13 protein-coding genes and 1 pseudogene are annotated in these 15,914 nt (G+C 64.4%); 4 read left to right on the plus strand and 10 right to left on the minus strand.

Features of this window, described 5'->3' with window-relative positions:
• Positions 1–384 (minus strand): winged helix-turn-helix transcriptional regulator (locus FJ471_RS30885; RefSeq protein ID WP_140809112.1); only part of this gene is annotated, 384 nt, incomplete at its 3' end.
• A gap of 8 nt (positions 385–392) precedes the next feature.
• Positions 393–2,465, minus strand: a complete 2,073-nt coding sequence (locus FJ471_RS30890; RefSeq protein WP_140809114.1) for an NADH:flavin oxidoreductase — start codon at positions 2,463–2,465, stop codon at positions 393–395.
• Positions 2,466–2,537: 72 nt separating this feature from the next.
• Between FJ471_RS30890 and FJ471_RS30895 the strand changes: the two genes are divergently transcribed.
• Positions 2,538–3,479, plus strand: a complete 942-nt coding sequence (locus tag FJ471_RS30895) for a LysR substrate-binding domain-containing protein (protein ID WP_140809116.1) — start codon at positions 2,538–2,540, stop codon at positions 3,477–3,479.
• A 38-nt stretch (positions 3,480–3,517) separates the two neighbouring features.
• On the opposite strand, the gene FJ471_RS30900 is transcribed toward FJ471_RS30895, so the two are convergent.
• Complete coding sequence (locus tag FJ471_RS30900; protein ID WP_140809118.1) at positions 3,518–3,994, minus strand: Lrp/AsnC family transcriptional regulator; 477 nt, start codon at positions 3,992–3,994, stop codon at positions 3,518–3,520.
• Positions 3,995–4,215: 221 nt separating this feature from the next.
• Here FJ471_RS30900 and FJ471_RS30905 point away from each other — a divergent pair, with 221 nt between their 5' ends.
• Positions 4,216–5,541, plus strand: coding sequence for an FAD-binding oxidoreductase (locus tag FJ471_RS30905; protein WP_140663714.1), 1,326 nt, complete (start codon positions 4,216–4,218; stop codon positions 5,539–5,541).
• 41 nt (positions 5,542–5,582) lie between these two features.
• On the opposite strand, the gene FJ471_RS30910 is transcribed toward FJ471_RS30905, so the two are convergent.
• The 5 genes from FJ471_RS30910 to FJ471_RS30930 all read right to left on the minus strand — a co-directional run bounded on the left by FJ471_RS30910 (position 5,583) and on the right by FJ471_RS30930 (position 12,306).
• On the minus strand, positions 5,583–6,947 hold the full coding sequence (locus tag FJ471_RS30910) for an FAD/NAD(P)-binding oxidoreductase (RefSeq protein ID WP_140809120.1): 1,365 nt from the start codon (positions 6,945–6,947) through the stop codon (positions 5,583–5,585).
• Entirely contained in the window at positions 6,944–7,246 is a 303-nt protein-coding gene (locus FJ471_RS30915; RefSeq protein WP_140809122.1) for a (2Fe-2S)-binding protein, read from the minus strand. The genes FJ471_RS30910 and FJ471_RS30915 overlap by 4 nt, the downstream gene beginning before the upstream one ends.
• Entirely contained in the window at positions 7,243–9,228 is a 1,986-nt protein-coding gene (locus tag FJ471_RS30920) for a hydantoinase B/oxoprolinase family protein (RefSeq protein ID WP_140809124.1), read from the minus strand. The genes FJ471_RS30915 and FJ471_RS30920 overlap by 4 nt, the downstream gene beginning before the upstream one ends.
• Positions 9,229–9,232: 4 nt before the next feature.
• Positions 9,233–11,311, minus strand: a complete 2,079-nt coding sequence (locus FJ471_RS30925) for a hydantoinase/oxoprolinase family protein (RefSeq protein ID WP_140809126.1) — start codon at positions 11,309–11,311, stop codon at positions 9,233–9,235.
• An 89-nt stretch (positions 11,312–11,400) separates the two neighbouring features.
• Complete coding sequence (locus tag FJ471_RS30930; protein WP_140663722.1) at positions 11,401–12,306, minus strand: LysR family transcriptional regulator; 906 nt, start codon at positions 12,304–12,306, stop codon at positions 11,401–11,403.
• A 115-nt stretch (positions 12,307–12,421) separates the two neighbouring features.
• Between FJ471_RS30930 and FJ471_RS30935 the strand changes: the two genes are divergently transcribed.
• Together FJ471_RS30935 and traD are read left to right on the plus strand one after the other, a co-directional pair.
• Positions 12,422–13,543 (plus strand): FAD-dependent oxidoreductase, encoded by a 1,122-nt coding sequence (locus FJ471_RS30935; RefSeq protein ID WP_140809128.1) that lies wholly within the window; start codon positions 12,422–12,424, stop codon positions 13,541–13,543.
• A 458-nt stretch (positions 13,544–14,001) separates the two neighbouring features.
• A pseudogene (gene traD / locus FJ471_RS35440) lies at positions 14,002–14,115 on the plus strand (conjugal transfer protein TraD); the annotation flags it as partial.
• Between the two features lie 367 nt (positions 14,116–14,482).
• Here traD and FJ471_RS30945 read toward each other — a convergent pair.
• Both FJ471_RS30945 and FJ471_RS30950 read right to left on the minus strand, forming a co-directional pair.
• The gene (locus FJ471_RS30945; RefSeq protein WP_246684877.1) at positions 14,483–14,980 is read right to left on the minus strand and encodes a response regulator; all 498 of its coding nucleotides are present in this window, start codon (positions 14,978–14,980) and stop codon (positions 14,483–14,485) included.
• Positions 14,955–15,914 (minus strand): histidine kinase dimerization/phosphoacceptor domain -containing protein (locus tag FJ471_RS30950; RefSeq protein ID WP_140809132.1); only part of this gene is annotated, 960 nt, incomplete at its 5' end. The genes FJ471_RS30950 and FJ471_RS30945, both read right to left, overlap by 26 nt.

A 15,914-nucleotide genomic window follows, 5' to 3' on the forward strand; every position in this document is an offset into this window, starting at 1 on the left:
CATGTCGCTCAGCCGCTCCATGATCTCCTGATACTCGCCGATGCCGGCGGCCACGAATTTCATCAAATAGTCGTAGCGGGCGGAAACGCGGTGGCATTCGACGGCCGCATCAACCTTGTCGACGGCGGCAAGGAAACGCGCGAAGTCGATCTGTCGATGGTTCTTGAGCGTGATTTCCGTGAAGACGGTGAGCGTCCGCCCCAGCTTTGCGATGTCGATCTGCGCCGAATAGCGCACGATATAGCCTTCGGCATGCAGCTTCTTTACCCGCATCAGGCAGGGGCTGGGAGAGAGATTGACCCGTTCGGCCAACTCCACATTTGTGATGCGGCCGTTCTTCTGCAGCTCGTACAGAATCTTGATGTCGATCCGATCGAGTTTCATGGCCCCATCTACAATTGCGAGCAGAGCCGGTAGGCCTCGTAGATCGACGAGTAGATGTCCCGGCTGGCCACTGCGTCTCCAATGCGGTGCAAGACGAACGATCCGGCAGCTTGCGGACCATTGTCCCGCTTCGTTGCCGTTCCCGTCATCAGCGCTATGTCGGTGACGCCGTTGTTGGCGGAGCGCGCACGCAGTTCCTGGTAGGTATCCTCCATGGGCACGGTGCCGCGCTCGACAATGAGTTGGGCCGCGGTCATTTCTGTTTCCGCACCGGTGAGTTCATGCCGGAACGTGGCGGCGATGCCGTTGCCCTGGCGCGCTGCCTTGACCAGACGCATATCGCTGACGACGCGGATGCCGCGTTCCGAGGCGCGTTTGCGGAAACTCACCCGGTCCGGATAGGGCGTCTCGATCGCCAGCGTGTCGTCCGCTATGGCCAGGCTGACCACGCGCCCGTGTTGGGCGAGATGCAGGGCGCAGGAAATTGCGGCCTGGCGTCCGGTCTCGTCGTAGATCAGCACATCGTCCTTCGCCGGCACGACCCCGGTCAGGACGTCCCATACGCTGTCGCAATGTTCAGCACCCTCCAGCCGTTCCATATCCGGAACGCCGCCGGTGGCGACGATGACCGCGTCCGGTTCCGCAGCAATGACGATTTCTGCCTCCGCATAGGTGTTGAGACGGACTTCCACTCCAAGCCGCGCGAGTTCGTCTACGCGCCAGTCGACTATGCCGATGAGATCCTTGCGATCGGACGCCGAGGCCGCGATGAGCACTTGCCCACCAAGCCGCGCCCCAGCTTCGAGCAGGCTCACTCTGTGGCCGCGCTCGGCGGCGACCCTTGCCGCTTCCATCCCGCTCGGGCCACCGCCGATCACGACCACCCGTTTCGGCGTTTCAGCCCGCATGATGGTATGGCTGATGATCGTTTCATGGCCGCTGGCCGGGTTGTGAATGCACTGCACCTTCTTGTAGAGGCAGTAGGACGCGCCGACACACGGGCGAATGCGTTCTTCTTCGCCGCGCATCACCTTGTTGACGATATGGGGGTCGGCAATATGCGCTCGGGTCATGCCGACCAGGTCGACAAGGTTCTCGCGGATGGCATGGCGGGCCGTCGCTATGTCCCGAATGCCTGCGGCATGGATCACGGGCAGCCTGGTTTCCCGTTTGAACTGTCCGACCAGCGGCAAGAACGGCGCGCTCTGGCTGAACATGCCGGGCATGTTCTGCTCAGCCAGCGACAGATCGGTGTCCATGCGGCCAAAGATGCAGTTGAAGAAGTCGATATGGCCTTCCCGCTCGAACAGCCTGGCGAAGGCAAGGCATTCCTCGAAATCCGAGCCATCCTCGACCGCCTCGTCGATCACGAACCGGATGCCGACAGCGAAGTCGTCGCCCACCGCGCGGCGGATCGCCTCGTGAACCATCAGGCCGAAGCGTGCGCGGTTTTCCAGCGAGCCGCCGAAGCCATCCGTGCGCCTGTTGGTTCTGAGCGAGAGGAATTGCCCGATCAGATGGCCGCCGGTGACGGTTTCGACGCCGTCCAGACCGCCGTCCACGCAGCGCCTAGCGGCACTGGCGTAATCCTTGATGATCCTGTCGATGTCGGCGGCGTCCATCTCCTTTGGAAAATTCCGGTTCCGCGTCTCGCGAACGCGTGACGGCGCCACCGGCGGCAGCCAGTTTCCGGCATAGGCGGTAGCGCGTCGGCCAAGGTGTGAGACCTGGCACATGATGGCAGCGCCATGGCGATGCACCCGCTGCGACAGCGACTGGAGATGAGGCACGATGCGGTCGGTCGAGAGGTCCAGCTGACCGCCGCCCCAGCTCGAGTCGGGCGACGTCATGGCCGAGCCGCCCACCATGGTCATCGCCAGGCCGCCGCGCGCTTTCTCCTCGTGGTAGCGTTGGTAGCGCTCGAGCGGCAGGCCGCCATCGTCCAGCATCGAGGCATGGCTGGTGCTGACGACGCGGTTGCGCAGCGTCAGACCCTTGAGCCGAAACGGCTGAAGCAGAGGATCGCTGGATGTGCTGCCCGCTTGAGATGCCGCTGCCTTCACGTCCTGCTCCCCATTCATCAGGGTTATACTTCGCCATTTCCGAGATCGTAGAAAGCTTGTAAATTGTTGGGGTGGCTATACGCTGGGCGTATGGCTGGTTTCGCAAAACTCGTTCCTTCCGCGCGCGGACTGCTCGTCTTCGAAGCTGCTGTCCGGTCGGGTAGCTTCACGGCAGCGGCGCGCGAGTTCAACGTCACGCAACCATCGATCAGCCGCAGCATTGCCCAGCTCGAGGCCGATTTTGGTGTTGCTCTTTTCACGCGGGGTCCTGCGGGGTTGACCCCGACCCCGGACGGACGTGCCCTCTATTCGGCGGTGCGGGAGGGATTTGACGGCATTGCGGAGGCGATCCGCAGGATCAAGCAGAACAGCGCTGCAAAGCCGGTGGTGACTCTTTCCCTTTCGAGTTCTCTGGCAACCTATTGGTTCGTTCCGAGGTTAGGGGCATTCAACACCAGGTTTCCTGACGTCGACCTGAGGTTCGAACTGATCGCGGGCGTTCTGCGAGGACCCGCCGAGACTGTCGACCTTGCCACGAGAATCCTGGCTGATGACGACACCCACTATCACCATTGGGCATTCTCGCCGGAGATCATCGTTCCGGTGTGCAGCCCATCCTATTTGTCGGCCCACGGCCGGCTGATCCATGCCGGAACCGGGGAAGGTCATGCCTTGCTTCACCTGACCGACGCCAAGGAGCAGTGGCTGGACGCCTGGGGCAGTGTGGCGGACCGCAAGACCAGCAGGGCAAAGTGGCTCGAATTCTCGGACTACGCGGTCGTGCTTCAAGCCGCGATGAACGGGGAAGGCGTGGCGCTCGGCTGGCTCAGCAACGTTTCAAGGGCATTGCTTCAGGGAACCCTTGTCCCGGCCTCGGACAGGCAGATCAAGACGGGTCGGATCCATCAGCTGATAGCGCCGCGCTCAAGGCCGGTACGGCCTGTCGTCGCCGATATCCGCGCCTGGATGATCGCCGAGATGCAAGCCGAATTGAAGGCACTGCACCCGATATTGCGGCCGGACGCCTTGTAGCGGGCCGCAGGCGACAAGCGCGGCGCGGTCGCCGCGGACTACATCGGGAACAGGCTGGGCAACGGCATGTGCGCCTTGACGATGGGAGATTTCAGCACCACGAAGCTGAAATACTTGTCGATGCCGATATCCATGTCGCTCAGCCGCTCCATGATCTCCTGATACTCGCCGATGCCGGCGGCCACGAATTTCATCAAATAGTCGTAGCCACCCGACACGAGGTGGCATTCGATGACCTGGTCGATCTTCTCAACCACGGCGAGAAAGCGGGCGAAATCCACCTGGCGATGGTTCTTCAAGGTGATTTCGGTAAACACGGTCAGCGTCTGGCCGAGCTTGCCGATATTGATCTGCGCGGAATAGCCCTCGATGTAGCCCTCCGATTGCAGTCTCTTGACCCGCATCAGGCACGGGCTTGGCGACAGGTGCACCAGATCAGCCAGTTCCACGTTGGTGATGCGGCCATTCTTCTGCAACTCGTACAGAATCTTGATATCGATCCGATCCAGTTTCACTGTCGTCTCCGCAGAACATGCCGCAGCACAAAATGCTGCCTTGCTCATAGACATTGACACTACCACGGCCCGTTGGCCTGTCCATCCAAGCGGAGAGCGCTTTGAAACGCAGCGGCTCCCGATTTTGACTGCGTTGCCGGAATAAAATTCTGCTTCGGCCGCAACTGCGGCAGCGGCTGCCTGCGCAACGCGTTAAATTGGCGCGTCAAGGCAGAGAGACCATGCGCGCACCCCTACAGAAAATCGAGACATCCGGAGACCTGCCACGGATCGCGGACGCGGTGGTGATCGGCGGCGGCATCGTCGGTATCTTCGCGGCCTACTACCTGGCACGGCGCGGCATGAAGGTGGCGCTCGTCGAAAAGGGACGCATCGGCGCCGAGCAGTCTTCCAGGAACTGGGGATGGTGCCGCCAGCAGAACCGCGACGCGCGCGAGTTGCCGATGGCGACAAGAAGCATCGACCTGTGGGGCAGCTTTGCGGCAGAGACTGGCGAAGAAACCGGCTTTCGCCGCTGCGGCCTGCTCTATCTCAGCAACGACGATGCGGAACTGGCCGGCTGGGTGCGCTGGCGTGACTTCGCCAAAACGGCTGGCGTCACGACGCATATGCTCGACGGCGCCGAGGCCTGCGAGCGGGGCCGCGCCACCGGCCGGACATGGAAGGGCGGCGTCTTCTCGCCCACCGACGGCACCGCCGATCCGTCGCGGGCAGCACCCGCGGTCGCCCGCGCCATCCTCAAGCTTGGCGGCTCCGTGCACCAGAATTGCGCCGCGCGCGGTATCGAGACCGAAGGCGGCCGCCTGAGCGGCGTGGTCACCGAAAGCGGAACGATCCGGACCAAGATGGCTGTGCTGGCCGGCGGTGCCTGGGCCTCCTCCTTTTGCCGGCAGTTCGGTTTCCGTTTTCCGCAGGCGTCGATCCGCTCGTCCATTCTGTCCGTCTCGCCAGGCGCGGAAGGTCTGCCGGATGCGCTGCACACGAAAGGGATCTCGGTCACGCGTCGCGGCGACGGCGGCTACACGCTCGCCATAAGCGGACGCGGGCGCGTGGACGTTACGCCGCAGCAGTTGCGCTTCTCCTCGCAGTTCCTGCCGATGTTCCTGAAGCGGTGGCGCAGCCTCGCGCCTGGCGGCCTGCAGGGCATGCGCTCGGGTCACGAAACGCTCCGACACTGGCGGCTCGACCAGCCGACACCGATGGAGCGGATGCGCATCCTCGACCCGGTTCCGGACCAGGCGACCATCCGCCTGGCCCACGCCCGGGCGCTCGAGCTGCTGCCGGCACTGCGCCAGACCAGGATCAGCGCGACCTGGGCCGGCTACATCGACAGCACGCCCGACGGTGTGCCTGCCATTGGCGAGATCCATATCGTTCCGGGTTTCTTTTTGGCTGCCGGGTTCTCGGGGCATGGCTTCGGCATCGGACCCGGCGCCGGGCATCTCGTCGCCGATCTGATGACCGGCTCCAAACCGATTGTCGATCCGCAATCCTATGATCCCAGGCGCTTCGACGCTTCGTCTTGGGGGAAGGTCGCCGACTTCTAGACGTGATACAGGCAGACATACCAGGTCGGCCCAGAATCGCATCAGCCGTCCCGCAGAAAGGCGCCGATAGGCGCCGGGCGGACAGGCGCTTGCCCGCGGAACCGACCAACAGCGCCAGGCGTGCAGCCGGTCTGCGCCGCGATGAGTTCGACGGCGGCCAGCTGACAATAGCGCCCCTGGCATCGCCCCATGCCGACGCGCGACAGCGATTTCACCCTGTTGGCTTCGCTACCGCCGAAATCAGTGCTCTGGCGTAGGGCCGCGGCGGTCACGTTCTCGCAGCGGCAGACGACCGCGTCGTCGGGGAGTGCCCGCGCCATCGCCGTCGGCCAGGGAAAGGCGCGAGCCAGGCCGCGGGCAAAGCGTTCGAGCCGTGCGACTTTGCGCAAATCGGACGCGGTGGAGGGCGCTGGAAATCCGAGATCGGCAAGGCACGCCACCGCGGCAAGACGCCCCGCGATCTCCGCGCCGTCTGCTCCCAGAAGACGAACTCCATCGCCCGCAAGATAGACTCCGTTGCCGGCGCGGCCCATCTCATCGGTCTTTGGCAGCCATTGCCGCCACTGCTCGTGATAAATGAAGGCACATCCCGCCAGGTCGGCGAGATGCGTCTCGGCCCGCAAGTGCCAGCCCATGCCTATCGTGTCGCATAGCGTGAGATGTTCCCTGCCGCCGGCGTCGTGCCAGCGGATCGCGGTGACACCTTTGCCGTCGGCCTCGATCCGTTCGAGCGTCACGCCGGCATGATAGCGGCCGCCGAGCCTCGCCCGCAGGGCGAGACCGCGCAGCGCGACCAGCGGCCGGGCGGCAAGGTCCCAGAGTCCCCGCATCTGCTGGCGCCGGGAAGAGGTGTCGAGCACCGCCACCACATCCGCTCCAGCCTTGACGAGTTGGGCGCCAACCAGCGTCAGCAAAGGCCCCGATCCGATCAGGACGATGCGCTGCCCCAGCGCCACGCCCTGCGCCTTGAGCGCGATCTGCGCCGCGCCAAGGCTGTAGACGCCGGCACTCTGCCAGCCCGGGACCGGAGCGACACGGTCGGATGCGCCCGTCGCAAGGATCAGGCGGTCATAGCTGACCAGCTGTACGCCGCCCTCCCCCAACACGTGCAGCCGCCCCTCCTGCAAGGCGATGACCGAGCTTGCCGCGCAATGGGTGAGGCGCCCCTCTTCGGCCAGCCGGTCGAAGAGGGCATGCAATGCGACCGCTTTCGCCGCCTCCGACCCGTAGAGCTGCTCCGGCGTGCGGACGAACCCGGCAGGTGGGCGGCGGTAGATCTGCCCGCCCGCGCGCTGCCCTTCATCGATCACCACCGGGTGGAGCCCGGCCTCGACCAGCATGGCCGCGGCCCTTATGCCGGCGGGACCGGCGCCGACGATCACGATCCGCGGCGAGGTCTCGCTCACGGCCAGCTCTCCGGCTCCGTTGTGCGCAACCGCATGCCTTCGGTGATCGGGGCCGAGCACGCGCGGATGCGCGGTCCCTCGTCCTGCCATATCCAGCAATCCTGGCAGGCTCCCATCAGGCAGAACCCGGCGCGCCACTCGGGTCCGAGCTCGGATTTTCGCAGCGCGTGTCCTGATGCCAGCATCGCGGTCAGCACGGTGTCGCCCGCCAATGCGCTACACATCTGTCCGTCGAGAAAGAAATGCAGCTGCGCCCGCCCGAATTCGGCCAGCCGGACGATGCGGCCGGCGGTGATCATTCCGCCGCCTCTCGCACCGGGCCAGGACGAGGCAGTTCCGGGAACCGTTCGCAAACAGCGTCGAACGCCTGCTGGACGCCTTCCGGCCCCGAACGCCCCTTCATGCGGCGGAAGATCTCCGTCTTGGTGAAGAACCGCCAGTGGATCGGCAAATCTCCCAGTATGGCCGTGAGCCGGTCATAGGCGGCCGGCGTCCACTGCGCTTCGTAGCCGTCGCGCTCCGGACCGAAATGGAAATGGCCGGCGGCAGGCGCCTGCCGCGCGCGCAATTGCCCCGTTGCCTGCTCGTCGATCTCGCCGCCGCGGATGACGACGCCATAGCCGTGCTCGGCCGCAGCCGGCGAGACATAGCCGCGCCGCACATCCTGCGCGACCCGCCAGGGTTCGCGTTGATGCGGATCGCCGCGCCCGCCGCCTCCGGCGGAGCGTATCTCAAGCACGTCGCCGGGCTGCAGCACAGTGGTGTCGATGTTGCCCAGCCGCCGCTCATGCTCGGTCCCTGGATTGACGATCATGTCCGACAGGCCGGCCGCCTTGCCGCCCAGCACGCCCCAGGGACGAAAGAAGCTGCGGTCGCGGTTGCGCGCCGTGATCCTGGAATCGGGGGCAAAGACACGGAAGGCCATTTCGGTCGCCAACCCGCCGCGCCAACGCCCCGCCCCGCCGCTATCCCTGGCGAGCCCGTATTTCACGAATTCGACCGGGGTCTCGGTCTCGGTGATCTCGATCGGCGTGTTCTTGAGATAGGCGGCATCCGCGCCCGATCCATTGGTTCCGTCGCGATGCGGCATCGCCCCGCCGCCGCCGACCACGGGATTCACCGCCGTGATGACGGTCCGGTAAGTGCGCTCGTCCGTGGTCATGACATTGACGATGCAGTTGTTGCCGGCCGGAGCTGCTGGCAGGCGCTCCGGCACCGTTTGCGAGAAGGCGCCGAAGATGACCGACCGCAGCCGGGCGCAGGTGAGCGAGCGCATGCCCACGGCGGCGGGGTGTACCGGGTTCAGCACGGAGCCCCGGGGCGTGATGCAGGTAAACGGCCGGGTAAGGCCGGTGTTGAGCAGGATCTTCGGGTTGAGCGTGTAGAGCACGTAGTAGACGCCAACCAGCAGCATGGTGTGTCGCGGGTCACCGCCCGAAGGCACGTTGAGCGAGGAGCCGAGCTGCGGATCGGAGCCGGTGAAGTCGAGCACCGCCTCGTCGCCCTTGATCGTCAGCGTCAGCTTCAGCCGGCACGGATTGGCCTCGACGGAATCCTCATCGGCATAGTCGCAGAAATCCCATGTGCCGTCGGGCATGGAGCGCAGCACGTCGCGCGCCTGCGCTTCCGCCTGGTCGAGAAGAGCGGAAACGCCTTCGATGAAGCCTGCCTTGCCGAACTTCCTCACCATTGCCTGGATCTTGCGCTCGCCGGTGTTGAGCGCGCCGACCAGCGCCTTGATGTCGCCGATGTTGAGGTCGGGCTTGCGCACATTGGTGCTCATGATCCGCAGGATCGTCTCGTCGAAGACGCCCTCTCTCACCAGCTTCATCGGGGGAAAGCGGATGCCTTCCTGATGGATTTCGGTCAGCGCCCGGCTGAGCGAAGCCGGCACGGCGCCACCCATATCGGTGTTGTGGATATGCCCGCCGGTCCAGGCGACGATCTCGCCATCGACGAAGACCGGCTTCCAAAGATGCGTGTCGGGCGCGTGCGTGGCGACGTGTCCGGAATAGGGATCGTTGGTGAAGGCAATATCTCCCGGCCGGTAGTCATCGACCATCGCGATCGCGCGGTGATACGAAAGCCCCGGATACCAGGTGGCGCCGAGCTCCATCGGCACGGCGAAGGTCGCGCCTGAACGGTCCATCAGCATCACGGTAAAGTCCTGCGTCTCCTTGACGAAGGCGGAGTGCGCGGTGCGGTGCAGCGTGTGCGCCATGTTCTCTGCGGCCGCGCGGGCATGGTTCGCCAGAACCTGAAGGTTTGTCCGGTCAAACAAGGCATCACTCCGGGAAGGTCAGCAAAAGGTTGAGATGGCGGTCGACCCTTGCCTGCGCTCCCGCGGGAATGGCAAAGGTGGTGTCTTCCTGAACGACCACGGCAGGCCCGTGAAACATGCTGCCCGGCACGAGGGCTTGCCGGTCGTGGAGGTCGACAGTCTCGACGCTCGCTCCCGTGTAGACGGAGAGCCGGCGCGCCGGAATGGCCGGAGCATCGACCTCGTCGATTTCCGGGAAGGAGAGTTTCGGCCCTGCGCCTATGGCCGATAGCCGGACATTCACAAGTTCGATCCCGCCCTCCGGGTCGTGGAAATCGTAGAGCCGCTCATGGGTGAGGTGGAAGGCCTGCGCGATGGCGGCCACATTGCCCTCCGCCAGCCATTCCGGCTGAAGGACGACCTCGATCTCATAACTCTGCCCGACATAGCGCATGTCGCAGGTGAGACTGAGCTCCGCCGCCGCATCGTGCCCCTGCGCCGCGAGCCAGTCGCGGCCCTCGCGCGCCAACGCCTCGAAGGCTTCGCGAATTCCGGCAAGCGCCACGCCAGACAGCGGGCTGAAGATGGTGCGAATGAAGTCCCCGCGCAAATCCGCCACCAGTCCGCCCAGCGCCGACACCACACCGGGCCGGCGGGGCGCCATGACGCGCTTCATGCCGAGTTCGCGGGCAAGGAATGCGCCCAGCATCGGCCCGCCGCCGCCGAAGGGCATCAGCGTGAAATCGCGCAAGTCCACGCCGGCGCGCGAGGCAAGCTTCTCGACCTCGACGAACATCTCCGACACCGCGATGTCGAGGATCGCCTGCGCGGTCTGCTCGATGGGGCGGTCGAGCCGGGCGGCAAGCTCGCCGACCGCGCGATGCGCCAGGCCGGTGTCGATCCGCAACTGGCCATAGGCCATCTCGCTGTGACCGAGCCATCCGCACACCACCATGGCGTCCGTCACCGTCGGCCTCTCGCCGCCACGACCATAGCACGCCGGTCCTGGCGTCGAACCGGCCGATTCCGGTCCGACCCGCAGCACCCCTTGTGCATCGACACTGGCGATCGAGCCGCCGCCGACACCGATCGAGCTTACCGACACGGAGGGGATATGGAGCGGAAATTCGCCGATCAGTTCGCCGGTGCCGAATTGCGGCTCGCCATCGATAATGAGCGCGAAATCGGCCGAGGTCCCGCCAATGTCGAGGGTCAGGATCCTGTCCTCTCCGGCCTGGCGCGCCAGCCACGAGGCGCCCATGACACCGGAGGCTGTCCCCGACAAAAGCATGTTCACGCAGGCGCGCTTGCCTTCGGCAGCGTTCATCAGCCCGCCATTCGATTTGGTCAGCATGGGGCGGGCGGGTACACCGTGGTCCTTCAGCCGCTCTTCCAACGCCGTCAGATAGCCGGAGACGCGCGGATGGACATAGCCGTTGAGGATGGCGGTCGAGCTGCGCTCATATTCACGGATGACCGGCCAGACCTCGGCCGAGGAGAAGACGAACAGGTCGGGCGCAAGACGCGTGATCCTCGCCTTCACCGAAGCTTCCTGAGCGGCATTGCGCCAGGAATGGAGGAAGGACACGATGATGCCTTGCGCTCCGTTCGCTTTCGCCACCGCCACCGCCCTTTCCACCGCCGCCATGTCCGGCGCCCGGGACTCGCTGCCATCGGCACGCATGCGGGCCGGAATGCCGAAAACCATGTCGCGCGATATCAGCGGGTCCGGCCGCGAGCAGAACAGCGAATACATGTCCGGCATGCGCAGCCGCGCCAGTTCGATGACGTCCTCGAAGCCGGCATTGGTGAACAGCGCCAGCGGTGCGCCCTTGCGCTGGATGATGGTGTTGATGCCAACGGTCGTACCGTGCACGAAGCGCGTCATGCGGGCAGGATCAAAGCCTTCACGCTCGGCCAGAAGCGTGAGGCCCGTCATCAGTTCGGCACCCGGATCTTCCGGCGTCGTCAGCACTTTCAGCGAGGCGACGCGCCCCGAATTTGCTTCGAGCGCGCAGAAATCGATGAATGTGCCACCGATATCGACGCCGACCTTCCAGTCGGCTTCGTTGCTCGCCTCGTCCGCCACGATGGCACCATCCATGATGCGTCCCTTCCTGTCTGCCAACCAAAGCTGACACGACAGGATGGCCAGGGTCCAAGACGTATGACGAGCGGGACTATAAGTCTTGCTTATGCCCTTGCTCTGTCACCGCCCAGCACGGCGGAACAGGCCGCGCGGACTTGCTCGCGCATCATCTCATCGGCCCGCGAAAGCGCCCGGGTGCGCGAGGTCAGCAGCGCGATCGGAAATTCCGGCCCCGCCGCGAGCGGCCTGACGGCAAGCCCGGCAAACTGGTGCCATGGCAGCAGCGCGTCGACGAGCGCGACACCCAGGCCGGCCTGGACGAAGCCGACGGCCGAGATGGAGACGTCGATCTCGAGCGACGGCGAAAGCACCACACCCTGCGCGCGGGCAGCGTGGGCCAGTTCGTCGGCGGGACGGGTGTTTGCGCGATAGGATATCAACTCTTCGCCGGCGAGATCGGCGAGCGTCAGCTCGGTCTTCCCGGCCAACGCATGCCCCGTGGGCAGCAGGCATGAGAAGCCGACGCTGCCGATCACTTCCGCGTCGATATCGGGAGGCAGGCGGTCGTCCATGGCGACGCCGAGGCTGGCATCGCCGGCGCGCAGCATGTCGATGATCGCGGCGATCGGCGCCATGTGGGACCGTAGCAAAATGTCGGGATGCTGCGCCCGGAAGCTGGTGAAGGCGCGCGGCAAGATCGCCATGGACGGCGGCGGCGAGGCCGCGACCCGCACCAGCCCCGTCCGGCCCAGCCGAAGGTCGGTGGTCTTGCGGCGCAAGCCCTCCAGCCCCGCCGACAGCCGCTCGGCATCGGCGAAGATCTCGAGCGCCTCCGGGGTCGGCCGCAGCCGGCCCTTGACGCGCTCGAACAGCGTGAAGCCGAGTTCGTCCTCGGTGTGGATCACGATCTGGCTCAAAGCGGGTTGGGAAATGTTCAGCATCCGCGCCGCGGCGGTCACGGTGCCCGCGCGCATGACGGCGATGAACACTTCGAGCTGACGGGCCCGCATTGCCACTCCATAGGTTCGGCTTATGGCTGTTGTCCAAACTCATCTTTGACGCAATGAAGCGGTGCCGACAAGATCGGCGTCTTCAGGGAGTATCCGCTCCGCACAAGGAATAACCATGGACGTGATCGTGCTGGGCGGTGGACTGATGGGGACGGCTTCGGCCTATTTCCTCGCGAGGCGCGGCGCGCGCGTGACGCTGGTCGAGCGCAAGCGGATCGGCACCGGGGCGACCGTCGCCTCCTTCGGCAACATCCGGCGCACGGGGCGCCATCTGTCCCAGCTTCCGCTGGCCCACCGCTCGCTCAGGCTGTGGGGCGAGGCTGAAGAGATGCTTGGCCGCGACGTCGAGTTCCGCGCCACCGGCCATATCCGGCTGATCTTCGATGAAGGAAGCCTTGCCGATATGCGGGCCTATGCCCAAGCCGCGCGGCCGTGGGGGCTTGAGCTGGAAGAACTCGGCCCGCGTGAGATCCGTTCCCGGTTTCCCGGCCTCGGCCCTGACTCGATCGGAGCGTCGTTCTCTCCGCAAGATGGCAGCGGCAATCCACGGCTGATCGCACCCGCCTTTGCCGAGGCGGCCCGCAAACTGGGGGCGCAAATCATCGAGGGAGCTGAGGTCGAGAAGATCACCCACACGGGTTCTGGTTTCCTTGTCACCAGTTCGAAGGGTGCATTCGCCGCCGAGTGCCTGCTCAACACCGCCGGAGCCTGGGGCGCGCGCATTGCCGCACAGTTTGGCGAAGAGGTCCCGCTCGACGCCCGCGGTCCGCAGATGGGTGTGACCGAGCCGCTGCCGCATCGGATTCTGCCGGTGGTCGGCATCTGGACGCGCGACAAGGACCATGGCGCCTATTTGCGTCAGGTCGAGCGGGGCAACATCGTTTTCGGCGGCGCCGCCGAAAGGGTGTCGGTGAACCTCGATCCCGGCCATGCGGCCGCCGATCCCATGCGCCTTCCCCTGCAATTGCGCGCCGTCGCGCGGTTGTTGCCGGCAATCGCGCGGGTCGCGGTCATCCGTACATGGTCCGGCTGCGAGGGCTATATCAGGGACATGCTGCCGGTCATGGGCCGCTCGGCAACGACGCCAGGCCTGTTCCACGCCTTCGGCTTCAGCGGACATGGCTTCCAGCTTGGTCCGGGCGTGGGCGACGCCATGGCCGAGCTCATCGCGACCGACCGTTGCGAAACGCCGCTCGACGATTTCATGATCAACCGCTTCAGCCGCGCTGCTGCATGATGGTTACAGAGAAGAATCGGGTCGCACGAAACGGTTGTAACGCGGTCATCCGTAGCTCTATAACCCTCGACAACACTCAATGCGTTGCAGTTCGCGCTCGCTCATCGATGACCGGTTTTGGGATCAGTGCTTTGCTGCCCTGAACGAATATGTGAGGCGCAAAGCTTCCGTTCAAAACGTAGCACACTTGGAGTCGTGCTGACGCGCCATGGCGCACTTGCCAGAAGTCGATGCCTTCAAAGCTATTCAAAAACCGAATCTAGTATCCCACTTTGTCCATAAGCAACCGCATTTCGGGCTGAGGCGCGACGCAGAAAGTTCGAAAAGCTTCCAGGAACCCCAGCCAAACTGGACTCCCTGTCGATAAAGCTCTCCGCTGTGCGCCTATCGCTGCTCCGGCTGCGACCGTTTCCGCAAGTAGATCAAACGGTTGCCTGAAGATGGCGTGAACCTCGCCTTACGGAGCGATGCTATGGATTGCCGCCAAGCTGCAGAGCCATGAACGCGAGCATGCGCGAGACCTGTGGGCCGCGAAGGGGAACCAGGCGTTCGGTGCGGAACGGGATGAAGAGCGAAACGGACAGCAACGTAGCGCCACGTGGCCAACGACGGGCGGAGCAAAGCCCCAAAACAGCGTGGCTCGGCCCGCACTGCACCGAGCAGCCTGCGCTGCGGCCTAGTTTAAGGCGTCAACTGTCTCGATTGGGGCCTAAACCGGAACGGCAGATCAGACGGTGAAATGGCGAAAAGCGGACGTTTAGCGTTTAGCCTCACTGTGCTTTTTCGGTCAGCGTCGTTGGGAGGTCAGAGGCAGTTCCGCGAATCACAATTCAGGAGTCTAAGAGCCGGGTCCGCTCTGGGGTGACACAGGATTCGGCAGACTAGGCCAGCTCCCATCATTGGCACCGGGAGCGGTCCACCGTCGTCGCTCCCCATCTTTCAGCGCTGCTTTTCGATCTCGTCGAAGCCATTTCGGATTGCGGTAATCAGGGTCGCTATCGAGTATGGCTTCTGCACCCAGCCGAGCGGCTTGGCCGCTTCCGCTCGGAGCCGCACGTCGCGATCGCCATGTGCAGTCGTAAAGATGCACCGGATACCCAGCTCTCGATACAACTCCAGGGCCGCATCGACGCCGTCCCGCTTGCCAAGCAAGCGGATGTCCATCAGGGCAAGGGCCGGCTTGGTCGAGATCGCCATGCTTATCGCCTGATCGGCGCTGGTCGCGAGGCCCGCTAGGGAAAAGCCCTCCGCTAGCAGTCCGGCCTCTATGTCCAGCGCGATCAGATAATCGTCTTCGACGACCAGGATCAGCTGGCTCCGAGTGCCGGCAGCCTGTCCTCCGCTCAGATCATCGCGGGAGAAGACCACCCGAGGCTTGAAGGATGGATTGATGGCCCCCGCACGGCTTAGCTCAGGTATTGCTGTTTTTGGTCGCAAGGCCAGTCTCCTGGGGCATCTGGCAAAAGGTCACGGTGCATCTGGACGGGTGCCGGCTGACTTCGAACGTCCCGCCGATCTGCCGCACCAGGCCTTCGACAAGTCGCAGACCCGACGAAGACGATCGCACTGAACTGAGTTCGAAGCCCGGGCCCTCATCCTCGACCACCAAGCTAATGTCTTCGCCGCTTCGTCCGATCGACACGCGTATGGTTCCTTGCCCATCTGCGGGCAAACCATACTTCGCAGCGTTGATCAGAAGCTCGTTGATGATAAGCGCCAGCGGCATTGCGATGTCGTTTGGCAGGTCGATTGGTTCGGCGTCACAGACCAACTGAACGGCTGGAGGGAACATCTGTTTTGCCGTCTCGCAAACCGCTCCCAGGAAAGGCTCGGCTCCAAAATTGACGGCATCAGGCGTGCCATAGAGGACACGCTGAGCGGCAGCCATGGCCGCCACCCGCCTGCTCGCCTCGTCCAGAACGGTCCGGGCCTCCGAACTATTGCTCGTCCTTGCCGCTACCGAAAGCAGGGACTTCAGCATCATCATATTGTTCTTCACACGATGATTGAGCTCGTCGAGCAAGATCCGCTGCTGGGTTTCGGCTTGCTTGCGCTCGCTCACATCGACCAGCATGTTTATAGCGCCGGTGATGTTGCCAGAAGCATCGCGTATCGGCGTGGGGTAGGGAATGAAGGGAACCCGGGTGCCGTCCGGCCGTTCGGCCACGGCTTCGTACCCCCGGATGGGCCGACCTTCGCGCAGGGAAACAGCCATCGGACACTGGTCATGGGGCAGCGGCGTTCCATCCGGCCAGAAGAGCTTCCACGTCACGCACCATTCGTCGGTGCCAATCACAGGCGTTCGGCCCGCCAGTTGCACCGCCGCTTCATTGAAGTAAGTGATCTTGCCATCACGATCCGTGGTGTAGAT

Origin of the sequence: Mesorhizobium sp. B2-7-1, from assembly GCF_006440735.1 — a bacterium.
In the GTDB taxonomy this organism is placed as follows: domain Bacteria; phylum Pseudomonadota; class Alphaproteobacteria; order Rhizobiales; family Rhizobiaceae; genus Mesorhizobium.